Source organism: Micromonospora sp. NPDC049107 (assembly GCF_040648595.1).
Classification (GTDB): domain Bacteria; phylum Actinomycetota; class Actinomycetes; order Mycobacteriales; family Micromonosporaceae; genus Micromonospora.
In genome coordinates this window covers 1-17936 of record NZ_JBEZEC010000009.1, presented here as the reverse complement: position 1 = coordinate 17936, position 17936 = coordinate 1, and the positions used below count along the sequence as shown (strand labels likewise).

Here is a 17936-nt window from a genome sequence, read left to right as displayed (position 1 = left end):
TAGCCGACCTGCGGAAAGTGACCTAACTGGCGTCGGTCGATGCCGCCGACTCAGCGTGCGGCACCTGCACCGAGCCGCCGTCCCCGGCCGCCGCCGCGCCGCGCGGCAGCACGTTGAGGGGCCGCATCATCTCGTTGTCCTCGTGCTCAAGCAGGTGGCAGTGCCAGGAGAAGCGGCCCGGCAGGTCGAAGCGGGCCTTGATCCGGGTCACCTCCCACGGGTACGCGAGCACGGTGTCCATCCATCCCCGCTCCCCCGGCTCCGGCTCCGCCCGGCCCGACCGTCCACGGCCCAGCAGCTCGAACTGGGCCTGGTGCAGGTGGACGGGGTGGACGTTGCGGGTGAAGTTGCGCACCTCCCACACCTCGGTCGCGCCGACGAGGGGCTGTTCGGTCGCGGGATCGCTCCAGCGCATCGGCCGACCCCGGCCGCGCTCGTCGAGGGTGCCGAGCAGCATCACCATCGACCGGCCGGACATCCGCTCGTTGAGCGACAGCCGCCGGACCCGCTCCGCCGCACCGAGCCGGGGGTGGGCGGGCAGTTGCAGGTGCTCCGGCGGCACGCTGGAGTCCGCGCCGGTGGCCTCGGTGACCACGAACCGCATCACCTGCCCGGTGGTCCGCGGGTCGGACGGCGCGAAGTCCACCCCGGGCCGGCCGCCCCGGTACGCCCACTCGGGCCCCTCGTTGACGAGGAAGAGCTCGGTGCCGGCGGGCACGCCGGTGAAGTCGACGATCACGTCGGCCCGTTGGGCGGGGCCGAGAATGACGCGGTCGTGCGCCACCGGCTCGGGCAGGAAGCCGCTGTCGCTGCCGATCTGCCAGACCGGCAGCACCGGACGGGCCGGCCGTGCGGTGGCGTGGGCGGCGACGCTGAGCATCAGGAAGCGGCTGTTGCAGCCGTTGAGCAACCGGAACCGGTAGCGCCGACGCTGCACGGTAAGGCTGGGCCAGGTCCGGCCGTTGACCACGATGGTGGTGCCGGAGAACGCCGACGTCCACGCCGGACCCTCGTGGTGACCCCCGGGGTAGACCAGCTCGCCGTCGGCGCTGAAACTGCGGTCCTGGATGAGCAGCGGGATGTCGTGGTAGTCGGTGTCCGGCGGATCGTCGTGACCCGGCGTCGGGCCGGGCAGCACCCCGTCGGGCAGGTCGTCGCCGCCCAGCAGGTAGAAACCGGCCGGCCCGGCGTAGACGTTCTCCCTGGTGAGGCCCAGCGTGTGGTCGTGGTACCAGAGGGTGCAGGGCCGCTGGTCGTTGGCGTACTCGAAGGTGGCCGAACCCGCCGCCCAGCGCAGGCCGGACCCCTCGGCGAAGCGGGACCGGAACTCGCCGTACGCGCTGCCCGTGACGGCGAAGTCGGCCGGCAGGTCGCGGGCCACCGGCAGGTACCACGCCTCGGCGTGCCCGTCGCTCTCCTGCGTGCTGTGCCCGCCGTGCAGGTGGACCACCTGGGGCACCGGCCCCCGGTAGCCACGGCGGCTGCCGTCCGAGCGGCCGTGCCCGTCCCGGCCGTTCCGGCCACCGGCCGGGTTGGCCCAGTGCAGGGTCTCATCGACGGGCAGCAGGTGGGGCAGGTAGTCGCCCCGGTGGTCGACGAGTTCGTTGACCCAGGTCACCCGTACCGGGCGGTTCACCCGCGCGACGATGCTGTGCGCCGGGTAGCCGAAGCTGTCGGGGTGGGCGGTGGAGCCGTAACCCCACACGGTCGTACGCGGCCAGGACAGCGGCAGGATCTGCTGGCGGAACTGCCGCACCCCGACGACGTAGGTGTCCCGCTCGGGGTCGTTCGCCACCCGGGGCATGGCCAGGGGGATGCGCAGCGGCGCGACGTACTTCGGGATGTCGGCGGCGCGCAGCACCATCGCCGCGGCGAGCGTGCGGCCCGCGGCCGTCGAGCCGGCCGGGACCAGAACCGCGGCGCCCCCGGCGGCACCGGCCACGAGCACCTGTCGTCTGCTGACCATGCCGCACCTCCACTCGTATCGGACCTCGATAAGAGAATGAGTTTCGCGGACGGGGGCAAGTGGGGCGGATGGCGGATAACACCCGTAAGAGGGACAGCGAGCACCATAGGGTGTGGGGCATGCGATTCGACCAGCACACGGTCGTCCTGCTGACCCGACCGTCGGATCCGCCGGAGCTGCCACCGGAGGCGATCGACCGGCTACGCGACGCCCATCTGGCCCACCAGGCAGGGCTCGTGGAGCAGGGACTGGTGCTCGCGGCCGGCCCGCTCCTGCACGCCGACGACGACCGGATGCGGGGCTTCGTCGTCTTCTCCATCGCCCCGGACGAGGTACGCGGGCTCTACGCCGACGACCCGGCCGTCCGTGCCGGCCTGCTCGTCGCGCGGGTGGCGAGCTGGATGGTGCCCGAGGGCAACGTCCGGTACGAGGGCGTGCCGATCCCCGCGTCGATGCTGGAGGCGGCGGCGGGCGACTGACGCGGTCAGCCGGGCAGGTCCGCGATCGGCAGCACCCGCAGGTCGTCCGGCTCGCCCACGATGACCCGCAGCGCCGGGAAGTACGCGCTGAGCACCGGCCGGCACCTGTCGCAGGGCCCGACGACCGTACGACCCCGGTCGGCGACCGAGACGATGGTCTCCAGCTCGGTCACGCCCTGCGTGGCGGCGGTGCCGATGACGACCAACTCCCCGCAGGTGTCCCCGCTGTCGTGGTGCAGGTTCACCCCGGAGAACACCCGCCCGTCGGCGGTACGGGCGGCCGACGCGCCGGTGTGGTGGCGGCTGCGGCACCGAAGTTTGGCGACCGCCGTGGCGGCCTGCACCAGCGCTCGATCGGTGTCCCGCAGCTCCATCCCGGCCCCCCAGCGCTCGACGTCGGCCGCAACTGTAGACCGCCGTCCCCGCGCCGAAGCACCCACGCGCGGTAACCCAGGGGCGGTCCGCCGCCGGGCTGCCTATCCTTGGGCACGACATGCAGAATCCAGCCTCCTCCGCCGCGACCGATCCCGTCCGCGACCTGCACCGCCGCCTCAGTCCCCTGATGTTCCGCGACCAGCGCCGGCTCCAGCGACGCCTGGACGGCGCCCGCAAGCTGCGCGACCCGCAGCGCCGGGAGGCGGCCCTGACCGAGATCACCGCCGAGCTGGCGCGGGCCGAGCAGCGGCTGGCCGACCGGCGGGCGGCGGTGCCGACGATCGCGTACCCCGTGGGGTTGCCGGTCAGCGAGCGCAAGGACGACATCGCCGCCGCCATCCGCGATCACCAGGTGGTGATCGTGGCCGGCGAGACCGGCTCCGGTAAGACGACCCAGCTGCCGAAGATCTGTCTGGAGCTGGGGCGCGGCATCAACGGCCTGATCGGGCACACCCAGCCCCGGCGGCTGGCCGCCCGGACGGTGGCCGACCGGATCGCCGACGAGCTGGGTACCGAGCTGGGCGACGTGGTCGGCTACAAGGTGCGCTTCACCGACCAGGTCAGCGACCGCAGTCTGGTCAAGCTGATGACCGACGGCATCCTGCTGGCCGAGTTGCAGACCGACCGGATGCTGCGCCAGTACGACACGTTGATCATCGACGAGGCGCACGAGCGCAGCCTCAACATCGACTTCATCCTCGGCTACCTGCGCGAACTGCTGCCCCGCCGGCCCGACCTCAAGGTGATCATCACCTCGGCGACCATCGAGACCGACCGCTTCGCCAAGCATTTCGCCGACGCCCAGGGCAGTCCGGCGCCGGTCGTCGAGGTCTCCGGACGCACCTATCCTGTGGAGGTCCGCTACCGGCCGCTGGTCGAGGTCGCCGAGAGCGACGAGGAGGGCGACGCCGACGAGGAGAACGTCCGCGACCAGATCCAGGCGATCGGCGACGCCGTCGAGGAGCTGGCCGCCGAGGGTCCGGGCGACATCCTGGTCTTCCTCAGCGGCGAACGGGAGATCCGCGACACCGCCGACGCGCTGGGCAAGCTGGTGCAGAAGAAGCGGTCCCTGCTGGGCACCGAGATCCTGCCGCTGTACGCCCGGCTCTCCGCCGCCGAGCAGCACCGCGTCTTCGCCGCGCACAGCTCACGACGCGTGGTGCTCGCCACCAACGTCGCGGAGACCTCGCTGACCGTGCCGGGAATCAAGTACGTGGTGGACCCGGGCACCGCCCGCATCTCCCGTTACTCCAGCCGGCTCAAGGTGCAGCGGCTGCCGATCGAGCCCGTCTCGCAGGCGTCGGCCAACCAGCGCAAGGGCCGCTGCGGTCGGACGTCGGACGGTATCTGCATCCGCCTCTACGACGAGCAGGACTTCCTGTCCCGCCCCGAGTTCACCGACCCGGAGATCCTGCGCACCAACCTGGCGTCGGTCATCCTCCAGATGACCGCGATCGGGCTGGGCGACCTGGCCGCGTTTCCGTTCATCGACCCGCCGGACAAGCGCAACATCACCGACGGCGTCAACCTGCTGCACGAGCTGGGCGCGTTGGACCCGACCGAGACCGACCCGGCGAAGCGGCTCACCGCGCTGGGCCGCCGGCTCGCCCAGCTCCCGGTCGACCCGCGGCTGGCCCGGATGGTGGTCGAGGGCGAGCGCAACGGCTGTGCCACCGAGATCCTGGTGATCGCCGCCGCGCTCTCCATTCAGGACCCCCGCGAGCGCCCGGCCGAGAAGCAGGCCCAGGCCGACCAGGCACACGCCCGGTTCGCCGACAAAGAGTCCGACTTCGTGGCGTACCTGAACCTGTGGCGGTACCTGCGTGAGCAGCAGCGGGAGCTGTCGTCCAGCGCGTTCCGCCGGATGTGCAAGGCGGAGTACCTGAACTACCTGCGGATCCGCGAGTGGCAGGACATCGTCAGCCAGTTGCGCCAGGTGCTGCGTACCCCCGCCGAGAACGACCGGCGCGGCGGGCGGGCGGCGCGGGACACCCCGGCCGAGGCGGACGCCGGCCGGGGCGCGGGCCGCCGGGGCGGCGCGGACCTGCCGGAGGAGATCGACACCCCGAAGGTGCACCAGTCGCTGCTGCCCGGCCTGCTGTCGCACATCGGCCTCAAGGACGCCCAGAAACACGAGTACCTGGGGGCGCGGGGCGCGAAGTTCGCGCTGTTCCCCGGCTCGGCGCTGTTCAGGAAGCCGCCGCGCTGGGTGATGGCCGCCGAGTTGGTGGAGACGTCCCGGCTGTGGGGGCGCATCGCCGGGCGGGTCGAGCCGGAGTGGGTCGAGCCGCTGGCGCAGCACCTGGTCAAGCGCAGCTACAGCGAGCCGCACTGGGAGAAGAAGCAGGCCGCGGTGATGGCCTACGAGAAGGTCACCCTGTACGGCATGCCGCTGGTCGCCTCCCGCAAGGTCAACTTCGGGCGGATCGACCCGACGTTGAGCCGGGAGCTGTTCATCCGGCACGCGCTCGTCGAGGGCGACTGGCAGACCCACCACCGGTTCTGGGCCGACAACAAGCGACTGCTGGGCGAGATCGAGGAGTTGGAGAGCCGGGCCCGCCGCCGGGACATCCTGGTCGACGACGAGACCATCTTCGGCTTCTACGACCAGCGGATCCCCGCCGACGTCGTCTCCGGCCGGCACTTCGACACCTGGTGGAAGAAGACCCGCCACGAGCGTCCCGATCTGCTGACCTTCACCCGCGACCTGCTGGTCAACGACGGTCGCGGCGGTGTCGACGAGAGCGACTACCCCGACGAGTGGCAGACCCAGGGGGTGACCCTGCCGCTGACCTACCGGTTCGAGCCGGGCACGGCGACCGACGGCGTCACCGTGGACATCCCGCTGCCGCTGCTGAACCAGGTGCCGGCGGAGAGCTTCGACTGGCAGGTGCCGGGGCTGCGCGAGGAGACGGTGATCGCGCTGATCCGCTCGCTGCCCAAGGCGATCCGGCGCAACTTCGTGCCGGTGCCGGACTACGCCCGCGCCGCCCTCGCGGCGATCACCCCCGGCGAGACGTCGCTGCTGGACGCGCTCACCCGTGAGCTGCGCCGGATGACCGGTGTCACCGTGCCCCGCGACGCCTGGGAGCCCGGCAAGCTCCCCGACCACCTGCGGGTGACGTTCCGGGTGCTCGGCGACGACGACAAGCCGGTCGCCGAGGGCAAGGACCTGCCGGCCCTGCAACGTCAACTGCGCCAGGAGGTACGCCAGGTCGTGGCGGCCGCCGCGCCGGAGGTCGCCCGGACCGGCCTGCGCGAGTGGAGCCTCGGCACGCTGCCCCGGACCATCGAGCAGGTCCGCGCCGGCTACGCGGTGACCGCGTACCCGGCCCTGGTCGACGAGGGCACGACGGTCGGGGTGAAGGTGTTCGACTCCCCCGCCGAGGCGGAGGCCGCGCACTGGGCCGGCACCCGCCGGCTGCTGCGGCTCACCGTGCCGTCCCCGGCCCGGTTCCTGCAGGGTCGGTTGAGCAACGAGGCGAAGCTGGCGTTGAGCCGCAACCCGCACGGCGGCGTGCAGGAGCTGATCGAGGACGCGGCCGGCGCGGCCATCGACCGGCTGATCGACGCCGCCGGTGGTCCGGCGTGGGACGCCGAGGGCTTCACCGCCCTGCGCGAGAAGGTCCGCGCCGACCTGGTCGACACCGTCGTCGAGGTGATGGACCGGGTCCGCAAGGTGCTCGCCGCCGCGTACGCGGTCGAGCAGCGGCTCGGCGCGACCCGCAACCTGGCCGTGGTGGCGGCGCTGGCCGACATCCGCAAGCAGCTCGCCGGGCTGGTGCACGCCGGCTTCATCACCGAGACCGGGTACGCCCGCCTGCCCGATTTGCTGCGCTACCTCACCGCCATCGAACGTCGGCTGGACCGGCTCGGCGGCAACCCGCAGCGCGACCGCCAACAGCAGGACCGGATCGCGGCGGTGCGCAAGGAGTACGACGACCTGCTCGCCGCTCTGCCGCCCGCGCGCCGGCAGGAGGCGGCTGTCCGGCAGATCCGCTGGATGATCGAGGAGTTGCGGGTGAACGTGTTCGCCCAGGCGCTGGGCACCCCGTACCCCGTCTCGGAGCAGCGGATCTACCGCGCGATGGACGACGCCGAGGGCCGCTGAGCCCGCCGGCCCGGCCGCCGCCGGCCCCTTCGCGGCGGCGGCCCCGGCCGGGTCAGCCCAGCGGCTCGACACCCGGCGGCAGCTCGCCCCGGTCGATCGCGGACTGGACGTAGTCGAGCAGGATCCGCCGCAGCTCGCGGCCGGCGTGCGTCGGCACCACGTCACGGCGACGGGCCACCGCGATGGTCCGCGTCACCCCGGGAGACGCCAGCGGCGTGCCGCGCACCCCGGGCCGGCGGGCCAGCACGATCCCCGGCACCAGCGCGATGCCGAGTCCCGCCTCGACGAAGCTGAGGACGGCGTCCATCTCGCCGCCGTCCACCGCGAACGTGGGCTCGAAGCCCGCCTCCCGACACGCCGCGATGGTGGCGTCACGCAGGTCGTAGCCCTCCCGGAACATCACCATCGGCTGGTCACGCAGGTCGGTGATGCGCAGCTCGCCCGTCCCCGAGCCCGTCGGCACCTCGTCCACCGAGGCCACCACCAGGCTCTCGCGCAGGATCGGGTCGACGCGCAGGCCCGGGTCGGCGCCCTGCGACGGCATGATGATCAGCGCCAGGTCCAGGTCGCCGCGCAGCAGGTCACGGACGAGGTCCTGGGAACCGCTCTCCTCGACGCGGAGGTCGACGGTGGGGTGCGCGTCGCGGAACCGGCGCAGCACCGGCGGGGCGAGCGAGGTGGCCAGGCTCGGGGTCGCGCCCAGGCGTACGCGCCCTCGGCGCAGGCCGACCAGCTCCTGCACCTCCCGGGTCGCGGTCTCCACGTCGGCGAGGATCCGGGTCGCCAACGGCAGGAGCACCTCCCCGGCCGCGGTGAGGGCGATGTTGCCCCTTACCCGCTCGAACAGCGGGGCCCCGAGGTCGGTCTCGAGGGCGTGAATTTGCTTACTCAACGAAGGCTGGGTTATGCCAACGATGTCGGCGGCTTGGGTGAAATGTCGTACTTCGGCCACCGCGACGAAGTACCGGAGCTGATGGAGCTGCATCTACATAGCTTATGGCTATCAACGCTGCGAGTTCGATGCATTGGACGACTGATCAAAGTGCTCCTAGCGTCGATCCCGTGGTAATGACGAAAACTCGGTCGCCCATCCGCTCGAACGTCGGCCTCAAGGCCGTCATGGCGGTGACGGGCATCCTGCTGGTGCTCTTCCTGATCGCGCACATGCTCGGGAACCTGAAGGTGTTCACGGGGGAGACCTCGTTCGACCACTACGCGCACTGGCTGCGCGACATCGGCAAGCCACTGCTGCCCGGTGTCTGGTTCCTGTGGATCCTGCGCACCGTCCTCACGGTCGCCGTCGTCGCCCACATCGTGGCCGCCACCGTGCTGGCGCTGCGCGCCCGCGCCGCCCGCCCGGTGAAGTACGCCCACCGCAAGAAGGTCCGGGGCAGCTACGCGGCGCGCACCATGCGCTGGGGTGGCGTGATCATCCTGCTCTTCGTGATCTACCACCTGCTGGACCTGACCACCGGCACGCTCAACCCGGTCGGGACCGAGGGCAAGCCGTACGGCAACGTCGTCGCCGACTTCGCGCCGGAGCGCTGGTACGTCACCCTCTTCTACACCCTGGCGATCGTCACGCTCGGCTTCCACCTGCGCCACGGCGCCTTCAGCGCGTTCCGCAGCCTCGGGCAGCAGACGCCCCGGGGCGAGCGCCGGGCGCGCGCCGCCGCGCTGGTCTTCGCCGTGGCGCTCTGCGCCGGATACCTGGTGGTCCCGTTCGCCGTACTCACCGGATTGGTGTCCTGACATGGAACTCTTCACCGAGGGCGACCCGATCGCCGACACGAAGGCGCCCGCCGGCCCGGTCGAGAAGCGCTGGGAGACGCGGCGCTTCGAGGCCAAGCTGGTCAACCCGGCCAACCGCCGCAAGATGACGGTGATCGTGGTCGGCACCGGCCTGGCCGGCGGCTCCGCCGCGGCGACGCTGGCCGAGCAGGGCTACCACGTCAAGTCCTACTGCTACCAGGACAGCCCGCGCCGGGCCCACTCCATCGCGGCGCAGGGCGGCATCAACGCCGCGAAGAACTACCGCAACGACGGCGACTCCGTGCACCGGCTGTTCTACGACACCGTCAAGGGCGGCGACTTCCGCTCCCGGGAGTCGAACGTGCACCGGCTCGCCGAGGTCTCGGTCAACATCATCGACCAGTGCGTCGCCCAGGGCGTGCCGTTCGCCCGCGAGTACGGCGGCCTGCTGGACACCCGCTCCTTCGGCGGCGCGCAGGTGCAGCGCACCTTCTACGCCCGGGGCCAGACGGGCCAGCAGCTGCTGCTCGGCGCGTACCAGGCCCTGGAGCGGCAGATCGGCCTCGGCAACGTGGAGATGAACGCCCGGCACGAGATGCTGGAGCTGGTCATCGTCGACGGCAAGGCCCGCGGCATCGTGGTCCGGGACCTGGTCACCGGCGAGATCACCACCGAGATGGCCGACGCCGTCGTGCTCGCCTCCGGCGGTTACGGCAACGTCTTCTACCTCTCCACCAACGCCAAGGGCTGCAACGTCACCGCCACCTGGCGGGCGCACCGCAAGGGGGCGTACTTCGCCAACCCCTGCTACACGCAGATCCACCCGACCTGCATCCCAGTCTCCGGCGACCACCAGTCGAAGCTGACCCTGATGAGCGAGTCGCTGCGCAACGACGGCCGGGTGTGGGTGCCCAAGCGCAAGGGCGACGACCGCAGCCCGAAGGACATCCCCGAGGACGAGCGGGACTACTACCTGGAGCGGATCTACCCGTCCTTCGGCAACCTGGTCCCCCGCGACATCGCCTCCCGCGCCACCAAGAACGTCTGCGACGAGGGCCGCGGCGTCGGTCCGACCAAGCTCGGCGTCTACCTCGACTTCGGCGACGCGATCGACCGGTTGGGCCGCAAGGCCATCGAGGCCAAGTACGGCAACCTCTTCGAGATGTACGAGCGGATCACCGGCGAGGACCCGTACGAGGTGCCGATGCGGATCTACCCCGCCGTGCACTACACGATGGGCGGGCTCTGGGTCGACTACGACCTCCAGTCCAGCATCCCGGGCCTGTTCGTGATCGGCGAGGCGAACTTCTCCGACCACGGCGCGAACCGCCTCGGCGCCTCGGCGCTGATGCAGGGCCTCGCCGACGGCTACTTCGTGCTGCCCACCACCATCGCCAACTACCTGGCCTCGGGGCCCCTCGAGAAGGTCGACGCCAGCCACCCGGCGGCGGTCGAGGCGCGTACCGATGTCGAGGACCGGATCCAGCGGCTGCTGGCGGTCGACGGCGACCGGACCGTGGACTCGTTCCACCGGGAGCTGGGCCAGATCATGTGGGAGCACTGCGGCATGGAGCGCTCCGAGGCCGGACTGCGCAAGGCGATCGGCGAGATCCGCGACCTGCGCGAGCAGTTCTGGCAGCGGGTCAAGGTGTCCGGCACCGGTGAGGAGCTGAACCAGTCGCTGGAGAAGGCCGGCCGGGTGGCCGACTTCTTCGAGCTGGCCGAGCTGATGTGCATCGACGCCCTGCACCGCGAGGAGTCCTGCGGCGGTCACTTCCGGGCTGAGCACCAGACCCCCGACGGGGAGGCGCAGCGCGACGACGAGAAGTTCGCGTACGTGGCGGCCTGGGAGTTCACCGCCACCGGTGAGCCCTCGGTGCTGCACAAGGAAGACCTGAAGTTCGAATACGTCCACCCCACGCAGCGGAGTTACAAGTGAACCTGACCCTGCGCATCTGGCGCCAGAAGGGCCCTGAGGACAAGGGTCGGATGGTGACCTACCCGGTCGACGACGTGTCCCCGGACATGTCGTTCCTGGAGATGCTCGACGTGCTCAACGAGCGGCTGATCCTCTCCGGCGAGGACCCGGTGGCGTTCGACCACGACTGCCGCGAGGGCATCTGCGGCATGTGCGGCCTCATGATCAACGGCGACGCGCACGGGCCGCAGCGCGGCACCACGGCGTGCCAGCTGCACATGCGGCAGTTCAAGGACGGCGACACGATCGACATCGAGCCGTGGCGGGCCAGCGCCTTCCCGGTCGTCAAGGACCTGGTGGTCAACCGGAGCGCCTTCGACAAGATCATCGCCGCCGGCGGCTACATCACCGCGCCGACCGGCAGCGCGCCCGAGGCGCACTCCACCCCGGTCGCCAAGGCCAACGCGGACGCCGCCTTCGAGTCGGCGGCCTGCATCGGCTGCGGCGCGTGCGTGGCGGCCTGCCCGAACGGCTCCGGCATGCTCTTCACCGCCGCCAAGCTCACCCAGCTCTCGCTGCTGCCCCAAGGCCAGCCGGAGCGCTACACCCGGGTGATCGGCATGGTCGACGCGCACGACGAGGCCGGCTTCGGCGGCTGCACCAACGCCGGTGAGTGCACGGTGGCCTGCCCGAAGGGCATCCCGCTGAACACCATCGGCCGGCTCAACCGCGACTACCTGTCGGCCACCACCAAGGGCGGCAACACCCCCGGCTCCTGAGCCTCCCCGCCACCCGGACCGCTGCGCCCCCGATCGTCGGGCGCGGCGGTCCGGCGTTGAGGGCGTCCACCGAACGCGCTAGTCCGGCCCGGCCCGCGACTGGCCCGGCCCGGTCCGCGACTGGCCCGGGGAAGATCAACTCGGCATACCGGAAGTCGGCTGGTCCGGGCGCCCACCACACCGCGACTTCCTGGAACCCGAGTCGATCACGGCACCACGACGGGCTCGGCGAGCCGGCAAGCAGGCACACCCCTCGGCAAGCCGGTTCAACCCCCTCTCCCGGGGTAGCAGTCAGACAGGACCGAGGGAGGGCAACCGGACATGAAGGCGTTGACCTGGCAGGGCAAGCGGGACGTACGGGTCGAGGAGGTACCCGACCCCCGGATCGAGGAGCCGACCGACGCGATCGTCAAGATCACATCGACGGCGATCTGCGGCTCGGATCTGCACCTGTACGAGGTGCTGGGGCCGTACCTGAAGCCCGGGGACATCCTGGGACACGAGCCGATGGGCATCGTCGAGGAGGTCGGCCCGGAGGTGACCGGCCTGAAGCCCGGCGACCGGGTGGTGGTGCCGTTCAACATCTCCTGCGGCGACTGCTGGATGTGCCGACGCCAGCTCTACGCCCAGTGCGAGACGACCCAGGTGACCAGCGAGGGCAAGGGCGCGGCGCTGTTCGGCTACACGTCCCTCTACGGGTCGGTGCCCGGCGGCCAGGCCGAGTACCTGCGCGTTCCCCAGGCCCACTTCGGGCCGATCAAGATCCCGCAGACCGGCGCGGACGAGCGCTACCTCTACCTCTCCGACATCCTGCCCACCGCCTGGCAGGCGGTGAAGTACGCGGACACCCCGCCCGGCGGCACGCTCGCCGTCTTCGGGCTGGGCCCGGTCGGCCAGTTCTGCGCCCGGATCGGCCGCCACCTCGGCGCGGGGCGGGTCATCGGGCTGGACCTGGTGCCCGAGCGGCTGGAGCTGGCCCGCCGGCACGGCATCGAGGTGCTCGACGTACGCGAGCTGTCCGACGTACCGGGCGCGTTGATCGACCTGGTCGACGGGCGTGGCCCGGACGCGGTCATCGACGCGGTCGGCATGGAGGCGCACGGCTCGCCGGTCGGCAAGCTCGCCCACGCGGCCGTCGGCCTGCTGCCGGACAAGCTCGCCCAGACGATGACGGACCGGGTCGCCATCGACCGGCTCGCCGTCCTGCACGCCGCGCTCAAGGCGGTCCGGCGCGGCGGCACCGTCTCGATCTCCGGCGTCTACGGCGGCGAGGCCGACCCGATGCCGATGATGGAGATGTTCGACCGGGGTGTCCAGCTGCGGATGGGGCAGTGTCACGTTCGCCGCTGGGTCGACGAGATCATGCCGCTGCTCTCCGGCGACGACGACCCGCTGGGCGTGGAGGATCTGCGTACCCACCGGCTGCCGCTGAGCGACGCGCCGCGCGCGTACGAGATGTTCCAGCAGAAGGAGGACGGCTGCATCAAGGTCGTGCTCGCTCCATGAGTCGGGTCGTGGTGGTCGCGGGCGCGACCAGCGGGATCGGTCGGGCGACGGCGCGGGCGTTCGCCGAGCGCGGCGACCGCCTGGTCCTCGCGGCCCGTGCGCCGCAGACCCTCGCCGAGGTACGCGAGGAGTGCGCGGACGTCGAGGTGCTGACCGTGGCGACCGACGTCACCGAGGCGGGCGCGCTGGACGCGCTGGCGCAGGCGGCGATCGAACGGTTCGGCCGCATCGACGTCTGGGTGCACACCGCGGCGGTGATGGCCTACGGGCGCTTCGACGAGCTGCCGGAGCGGGTGTTCGACCACGTGGTGCGGACGGACCTGCTGGCCGCCGCCGGCGCGGCCCGGGTGGCGCTGCGGCACTTCCGGGCCACCGGCGCCGGGACGTTGATCCTCACCGGGTCGGTGCTCGGGCACATCACCGCCCCCTACATGAGCGCGTACGTGACCAGCAAGTGGGGTTTGCAGGGGCTGGCCCGGACGCTCCAGCAGGAGCTGCGGGACAGCCCGGGAATCCGGCTGTGCCTGGTCAACCCGGGCAGTGTGGACACACCCGTCTACCAGCAGGCGGCCAACTACCTGGGTCGCGTCGGCCGCCCTCCACCGCCGGTCGCCGGGCCGCAGCGGGTGGCCCGGGCCATCGTCGACTGTGTGGACAGTCCGCGTCGGGAGGTGTCGGTGGGGCGGCTGAACGTGCTGCTGCGAGCCGGCTTCACGCTGCTGCCCGGCGTCTACGACGTCCTCGTCGGCCCGTTGATGCGGCTCGCGGGCCTCAGTGGCCGGCCGGTCGCGGCGCACGACGGCTCGGTCTTCGCCCCGAACCCGGCCGGCGAGGCGGTCCGTGGCGGTCACCTGCCCGACCTGCGGCAGCTCGCCCGGGCCGTGTCCGGGCCGGCGGCACAGCTCCGTGGGACGGCGGCCGGCGCGATCGGCGCCGCGCTGCGCCGACGGCCCGGGTAAGACTGTTCGGGACTGTTCGGGACTCTCTCCGGGGGCATTATGAATAGATCAACTCGCCTAGCGTGGGGGGCCGGCAGGCGCTCCGGCGCCCCACGACGGGAGAGACGATTGACCATCCGACTGAACCGCAGGACCGCCCTCGGACTGGGTACGGTGGCCACCGCCGGTACGGTGCTCGCCGCGACCACTCCGGCCAGCGCCGCCGAGGCGACACCCACCAACCCCGCGCAGGCGGCCCGGCGGGTCGCCACGGTCTTCGGGCGTCACAGCGCCGAGGCCGGCGGCAACTGGCAGGCCTACGTCAGCGTGGCCGACCCGGCGGGCACGCCGGTCGTCGCGGTGGCGGCGGACGAGGACCGGACGATCGAGGCGTACAGCGTCAACAAGATCGCGGTGGCCACGGCGGTGTTGGACAAGGTCGACCGCGGGCTGCTGACGCTGGACCAGCGGGTCGAGGTGACCGAGACGATCGTGGTGCCGGGTGGGGACGGCATCTTCAGCCGGGACGGCGCGTACCCGAGCAGCGTGACGCTGGGACACGTGCTGGCGAACCTGCTGACCGTCTCGGACGACACCGCCGTACGACTGTGCGGTCTGGTCGCCCCGGCCGCCGAGATCAACTCGATCCTGGTCGCCAAGGGCTTCCCGAACACCCAGGTCGAGCCGGTCGCCAACCCGAATCGGTTCTTCCTCGGCACCAGCACTCCCCGGGAGACGCACGACCTGCTGCGGGCCCTGGTCGCCGGCACGCTGCTCTCGCCGGCCTCGACGGCGCACCTGCTCGGGCTGCTGCGCTCCCCGGTGGCCTTCACCGACGGGATCCGTCGCACCATGTCCTCCGACGATCGGGCCCGCATCGCCACGAAGGCCGGCTGGTTCGCCGACGCCCGGCACGAGGCCGGCGTGATCTTCGACCGGTCCGGCGCTGCGGTGCTCACCTACGCGCTGTTCGCCGACGGGCAGGCCGACCCGGACAACTTCGGTGCGACCCATCCGGCGGTGCGGGCGCGCGCCGCCATGGGTCCGAAGGTCCTCGCCGCGGTGGACCGCCTCGGGGGCGCGGGCACCGCGTACCGGACGACCTTCCAGCGGCCCAGCAACGGCGGCTGACTCCGCTGCCGGGCCGGTCGTCGGGGACGACCGGCCCGGTGCGGGCGACCGCCGGGGCGGAAGCCGCACGGGGGAACTACCGTGTAGTGCGGGACACGGCGGAGGGACGGCGATGACGCCAACGGAACGCACGGACGGGCAGAGGTCGCTCGGGCGACGGATGCGGGCGACGGCGGGACTGGCCGCGCTGGCCGGCCTGGCCTGGATGGCACGGGACGTCCCGGCGGCACTGGGCGGGCGACTCGCCGGGGCCCGGGCCGAGCGGGCGGCCCGCTCGCCGCAGTTCCGCGACGGCACGTTCCACAACCAGGCCGACGTCCGCACGATGGTCGCCGCCGAACCGGGTCGGAACCTGGTCCGGGAACTGATCTTCGGCAAGCAGAAGCGCCGCCCCACCGCGCCCGTGCCGCTGCTGCGGCCCGGCGCGTCGCCGGCCGCCGACACCGCCGACGAGCTGAACATCGTCTGGTACGGCCATGCCTCGGCGCTGATCGAGATCGAGGGGCGGCGGGTCCTGCTCGACCCGGTGTGGAGTGACCGCTGCTCGCCGTCCGGCGCGGTCGGCCCGCGTCGGCTGCACGAGCCGCCGGTGGGCATCGACGAGCTGCCTCCGCTCGACGCCATCCTGATCTCCCACGACCACTACGACCACCTGGACATGCCCACCGTGCGGGCGCTGGTCGCCGGGCAGTCGGCGCCGTTCGTGGTGCCGCTCGGGGTGGGCGCCCACCTGGATCGCTGGGGGGTGCCCGCCGAGCGGATCATCGAGCTGGACTGGTCCGAGTCGCACCGGGTCGACGGGTTGAAGATCACCGCCACCGCCGCCCAGCACTTCTCCGGCCGCGGGCTGCGCCGCGACGGCACGCTCTGGAGCTCCTGGGTGGTGGCCGGGGCACGACGCAAGGTCTTCTACACCGGTGACTCCGGCTACTTCGCCGGGTACGCGGCGATCGGCGCCGAGCACGGGCCCTTCGACGTCACGCTGATGCAGATCGGCGCGTACGACCGGGCCTGGCCGACCATCCACATGTTCCCCGAGGAGGCGGTCGACGCCCACCTCGACCTGCGCGGCGGGCTGTTCATCCCGGTGCACTGGGCGACGTTCAACCTGGCCCTGCACGACTGGTCGGAGCCGGTGAACCGACTGTGGGCCGAGGCGAAGGCCCGGGACGTGCGGCTCGCCGTACCCCGCCCCGGCGAGCGGGTGGTCGTCGACGACCCACCGGCGGTCGACGGCTGGTGGCAGTCCGTCGCCTGAGATGTAAGGAAGGGCACCTTGTTAACGCCTGGCGTATAACAAGGTGCCCTTCCTTACATCTCAGAGCACGAAGGCGTCGGTCCAGAGCGCGCCGGAGCGACCGGAGAGCGCGTCCAGCATGGCGACCGCCTGGCCGTCGGTGAGCTGCGCGACGAAGTCCACGATCGCGCGTCCCCGGGCGCGGCCGATCCGGTGCGGCGTACGCGGGTGCAGCTCGGCCTCGGCCAACTCGACCAGGTCGTGCAGCCGGCGAGGTAGGCGGGACTCCTCCTCCGGGTCGAGCAGCCACTCCCACAGCGCCTCCACCAGGGTGCCCAGCAGTCGGGCCTGACCACGCTGGTGCAGGGCCAGGTCGGGGCGGGCCAGCACGAACCGGTGGTGGACGAACTTGAGCACCTGCACCTCGTGCCACTGCGCGCAGCCGAGCAGCACGTGCCCGGAGCGCACCGACGGCTGGTCGGTCACGGTGACGGCCTCGACGAAGCGGGTGGACCAGCGGGCGGAGAACCGCGCCACGTACTGCTCCGCCTCGATCGAACCGTCGAACGGCATCGCGAGCAGCCCGTCCACCAACTCCTCGCGGACATGCTCGACGGCGGCGGCGAACGCGTCGTCGTCCGCGACCCAGGCGTCCTTGCGGTGCAGTTGCCGGCGCAGCCGCTCGATGGCCGCGCCGGGTCGTCGGGCGGAGGTGGCCAGCGCCGCGTCGGTGATCGCCCGGAAGTGCCCGCTCTCGCGCTGCCAGGCCATCAGCTCGGCGGACACCGCGCCCTGCTGGAGCACCCCGACCCGGTAGAAGTCCTCCACGTCGTGGATGGCGTACGCGATGTCGTCGGCGGTGTCCATGACGGACGCCTCGACGGTCTGCTGCCAGTCCGGAATGCGGCCGACGAACGGCTCCCGGGCCTGCCGCAGGTCGTCCAGCTCGGTGCGGTACGCCCCGAACTTCAACGAGCCGCTCTCCGGGTCGTCCGGCGGCGGGGTGGCGCCCCGCGGCGGCGGGTCCAGCAGGCGCGGGTGCGGGTCGGGGTAGTCCAGCCGGGTCCACGGGTACTTCAGCATCGCCGCGCGGACGGCGGCGGTCAGGTCCAACCCGGTGGTGGCGGCGCCCCGGATCTCGGTGCTCGTGACGATCCGGTACGACTGCGCGTTGCCCTCGAAGCCGTCGGCGAGGCCGAGACGCTGGCGGGCCAGCCGGTCGAGCACCCGCTCCCCCAGGTGGCCGAACGGCGGGTGGCCGAGGTCGTGCGCGAGCGCGGCGGCCTCCACCACGTCGGGGTCACAGCCGCCGAGCTTGTCCAGCAGGTCACGCCACCTGCCGTCGGCCGTCAACCGCTCGGCGATGGCCCGGGCCACCTGGGCGACCTTGAGGCTGTGGGTGAGCCGGTTGTGCACCAGCAGCCCGGAGCCGACCGGGCTGATCACCTGGGTGACCCCGCCGAGCCGGGCGAAGAACGGCGACCCGACGATCCGGTCCCGGTCGGCACGGAACGGGTTGGCCGTGAGGTCGCCGAGGGCCCGGGCGCTGCCGCCGAAGAGCCGTCGGGCGCGCGGCTCCGCAGGTGATTCCATGATCGCCACGCTAGCGCAGGCCCGGCCGGGGCGGTCGAGGGATCGACCCGGCCCGGGCGCGGAGGCAGGACGGCGCGGTGACGCGGGGGGG

General features: G+C 72.1%; 13 protein-coding genes. 9 read left to right on the top strand and 4 right to left on the bottom strand.

Going from position 1 to position 17936, the window contains the following annotated elements; translation table 11 throughout:
* Positions 1 to 22 precede the first annotated feature (22 nt).
* A complete protein-coding gene (locus tag AB0B55_RS22010) occupies positions 23 to 1966 on the bottom strand; it encodes a multicopper oxidase domain-containing protein (RefSeq protein WP_357173359.1) in 1944 nt (647 codons plus the stop codon).
* 119 nt (positions 1967 to 2085) lie between these two features.
* Here AB0B55_RS22010 and AB0B55_RS22005 point away from each other — a divergent pair, with 119 nt between their 5' ends.
* The gene (locus AB0B55_RS22005) at positions 2086 to 2445 is read left to right on the top strand and encodes a YciI family protein (RefSeq protein ID WP_357119903.1); all 360 of its coding nucleotides are present in this window, start codon (positions 2086 to 2088) and stop codon (positions 2443 to 2445) included.
* A 5-nt stretch (positions 2446 to 2450) separates the two neighbouring features.
* Here the strand turns inward: AB0B55_RS22005 and AB0B55_RS22000 are convergent, their stop codons facing one another.
* The gene (locus AB0B55_RS22000) at positions 2451 to 2819 is read right to left on the bottom strand and encodes a cytidine deaminase (protein WP_357173357.1); all 369 of its coding nucleotides are present in this window, start codon (positions 2817 to 2819) and stop codon (positions 2451 to 2453) included.
* Positions 2820 to 2938: 119 nt separating this feature from the next.
* Between AB0B55_RS22000 and hrpA the strand changes: the two genes are divergently transcribed.
* On the top strand, positions 2939 to 6991 hold the full coding sequence (hrpA, locus tag AB0B55_RS21995) for an ATP-dependent RNA helicase HrpA (RefSeq protein ID WP_357173354.1): 4053 nt from the start codon (positions 2939 to 2941) through the stop codon (positions 6989 to 6991).
* A gap of 52 nt (positions 6992 to 7043) precedes the next feature.
* On the opposite strand, the gene AB0B55_RS21990 is transcribed toward hrpA, so the two are convergent.
* Positions 7044 to 7976 (bottom strand): LysR family transcriptional regulator, encoded by a 933-nt coding sequence (locus AB0B55_RS21990; RefSeq protein WP_357119909.1) that lies wholly within the window; start codon positions 7974 to 7976, stop codon positions 7044 to 7046.
* 83 nt (positions 7977 to 8059) lie between these two features.
* Between AB0B55_RS21990 and AB0B55_RS21985 the strand changes: the two genes are divergently transcribed.
* From AB0B55_RS21985 to AB0B55_RS21955, 7 genes are all read left to right on the top strand, one after another.
* On the top strand, positions 8060 to 8743 hold the full coding sequence (locus AB0B55_RS21985) for a succinate dehydrogenase cytochrome b subunit (protein ID WP_357119912.1): 684 nt from the start codon (positions 8060 to 8062) through the stop codon (positions 8741 to 8743).
* A gap of 1 nt (position 8744) precedes the next feature.
* Positions 8745 to 10682, top strand: a complete 1938-nt coding sequence (locus AB0B55_RS21980; protein ID WP_357173350.1) for a fumarate reductase/succinate dehydrogenase flavoprotein subunit — start codon at positions 8745 to 8747, stop codon at positions 10680 to 10682.
* Complete coding sequence (locus AB0B55_RS21975; RefSeq protein ID WP_357119917.1) at positions 10679 to 11440, top strand: succinate dehydrogenase/fumarate reductase iron-sulfur subunit; 762 nt, start codon at positions 10679 to 10681, stop codon at positions 11438 to 11440. The genes AB0B55_RS21980 and AB0B55_RS21975 overlap by 4 nt, the downstream gene beginning before the upstream one ends.
* Before the next feature lie 321 nt (positions 11441 to 11761).
* The gene (locus tag AB0B55_RS21970) at positions 11762 to 12946 is read left to right on the top strand and encodes a zinc-dependent alcohol dehydrogenase (protein WP_357119920.1); all 1185 of its coding nucleotides are present in this window, start codon (positions 11762 to 11764) and stop codon (positions 12944 to 12946) included.
* Positions 12943 to 13905 (top strand): SDR family NAD(P)-dependent oxidoreductase, encoded by a 963-nt coding sequence (locus AB0B55_RS21965; RefSeq protein WP_357119923.1) that lies wholly within the window; start codon positions 12943 to 12945, stop codon positions 13903 to 13905. The genes AB0B55_RS21970 and AB0B55_RS21965 overlap by 4 nt, the downstream gene beginning before the upstream one ends.
* 108 nt (positions 13906 to 14013) lie before the next feature.
* Complete coding sequence (locus AB0B55_RS21960; protein ID WP_357173347.1) at positions 14014 to 15015, top strand: serine hydrolase; 1002 nt, start codon at positions 14014 to 14016, stop codon at positions 15013 to 15015.
* 112 nt (positions 15016 to 15127) lie between these two features.
* Entirely contained in the window at positions 15128 to 16273 is a 1146-nt protein-coding gene (locus tag AB0B55_RS21955; RefSeq protein WP_357119928.1) for an MBL fold metallo-hydrolase, read from the top strand.
* Between the two features lie 60 nt (positions 16274 to 16333).
* On the opposite strand, the gene dgt is transcribed toward AB0B55_RS21955, so the two are convergent.
* Positions 16334 to 17845 carry a dGTP triphosphohydrolase gene (dgt, locus tag AB0B55_RS21950; protein ID WP_357119931.1) on the bottom strand — a complete coding sequence of 504 codons (1512 nt, stop codon included), beginning with the start codon at positions 17843 to 17845 and terminating at the stop codon, positions 16334 to 16336.
* Positions 17846 to 17936: the final 91 nt, after the last annotated feature.

Bases quoted from the DNA above. Each gene is read 5' to 3' on its own strand.
- AB0B55_RS22010 (WP_357173359.1), bottom strand. From the start codon at position 1,966: ATGGTCAGCAGACGACAGGTGCTCGTGGCCGGTGCCGCCGGGGGCGCC.
- AB0B55_RS22005 (WP_357119903.1), top strand. From the start codon at position 2,086: ATGCGATTCGACCAGCACACGGTCGTCCTGCTGACCCGACCGTCGGAT.
- AB0B55_RS22000 (WP_357173357.1), bottom strand. From the start codon at position 2,819: ATGGAGCTGCGGGACACCGATCGAGCGCTGGTGCAGGCCGCCACGGCG.
- hrpA (WP_357173354.1), top strand. From the start codon at position 2,939: ATGCAGAATCCAGCCTCCTCCGCCGCGACCGATCCCGTCCGCGACCTG.
- AB0B55_RS21990 (WP_357119909.1), bottom strand. From the start codon at position 7,976: ATGCAGCTCCATCAGCTCCGGTACTTCGTCGCGGTGGCCGAAGTACGA.
- AB0B55_RS21985 (WP_357119912.1), top strand. From the start codon at position 8,060: ATGACGAAAACTCGGTCGCCCATCCGCTCGAACGTCGGCCTCAAGGCC.
- AB0B55_RS21980 (WP_357173350.1), top strand. From the start codon at position 8,745: ATGGAACTCTTCACCGAGGGCGACCCGATCGCCGACACGAAGGCGCCC.
- AB0B55_RS21970 (WP_357119920.1), top strand. From the start codon at position 11,762: ATGAAGGCGTTGACCTGGCAGGGCAAGCGGGACGTACGGGTCGAGGAG.
- AB0B55_RS21965 (WP_357119923.1), top strand. From the start codon at position 12,943: ATGAGTCGGGTCGTGGTGGTCGCGGGCGCGACCAGCGGGATCGGTCGG.
- AB0B55_RS21955 (WP_357119928.1), top strand. From the start codon at position 15,128: ATGACGCCAACGGAACGCACGGACGGGCAGAGGTCGCTCGGGCGACGG.
- dgt (WP_357119931.1), bottom strand. From the start codon at position 17,845: ATGGAATCACCTGCGGAGCCGCGCGCCCGACGGCTCTTCGGCGGCAGC.